The following is a 680-nucleotide window of genomic DNA, read 5'->3' on the forward strand; positions in this document are numbered from 1 at the left end:
CCCATGACCCGGTTGTAGAAGTCGACCCAGTGGTCCATCTTGCCGAGTTCGACGTTGCCGACGACGTGGTCGAGGGCCTGGAACAGGCGTTTGGGGGCGCCGTCGCGTTTGGTGTGCGACGACGTGCGGGCGATGTAGCCGGGTAGGTAGGGGCCGGTGTAGTTGTTGCGGTCGACGAGGGTGTGGCGGGTGTCGCCGTAGGTGGCGATCGCGGCGAGGCGGACGGTGCCGTGCTCGTCGGTCACCTCGTGCGGTTCGTCGAGGACGGTGGCGCCCTGGGCGCGGGCGTGGGCGATGCATTTGTCGACGTCGGGGACGGCGAGGGCGATGTCGACGACGCCGTCGCCGTGGGTGCGGTGGTGCTCGATCAGCGGACTCTGGGGGTCGACGGCGCCCTGGATGACGAAGCGGACGGCACCGGATTCGAGGACGAAACTGTGGTGGTCGCGGTTGCCGGTGGTGGGTCCGGAGTAGGCGACGAGGGTCATCCCGAACGCGGACTGGAAGTAGTGGGCGGTCTGGGTGGCGTTGCCGACCACCCAGACGACGGCGTCCCAGCCGCTGACCGGGAACGGATCGCGGGTGCCGTCGTATTCGACGAGCCCGACCAGCTGCTCGAGCTGGCCGAGGTCGAGACCTGCCAGGCGTTCCTTGTCGGTGAGAGTCTGCTCGATCGTCAT

General features: G+C 68.2%; 1 protein-coding gene. It reads right to left on the bottom strand.

Going from position 1 to position 680, the window contains the following annotated elements; genetic code table 11:
- Window positions 1-680: VOC family protein (locus QM806_RS40935; protein ID WP_283295050.1), on the bottom strand; the 680-nt coding region annotated here is incomplete at both ends.

It is taken from the genome of Rhodococcus sp. IEGM 1351, from assembly GCF_030056875.1.
In the GTDB taxonomy this organism is placed as follows: Bacteria; Actinomycetota; Actinomycetes; order Mycobacteriales; family Mycobacteriaceae; genus Rhodococcus_F; species Rhodococcus_F opacus.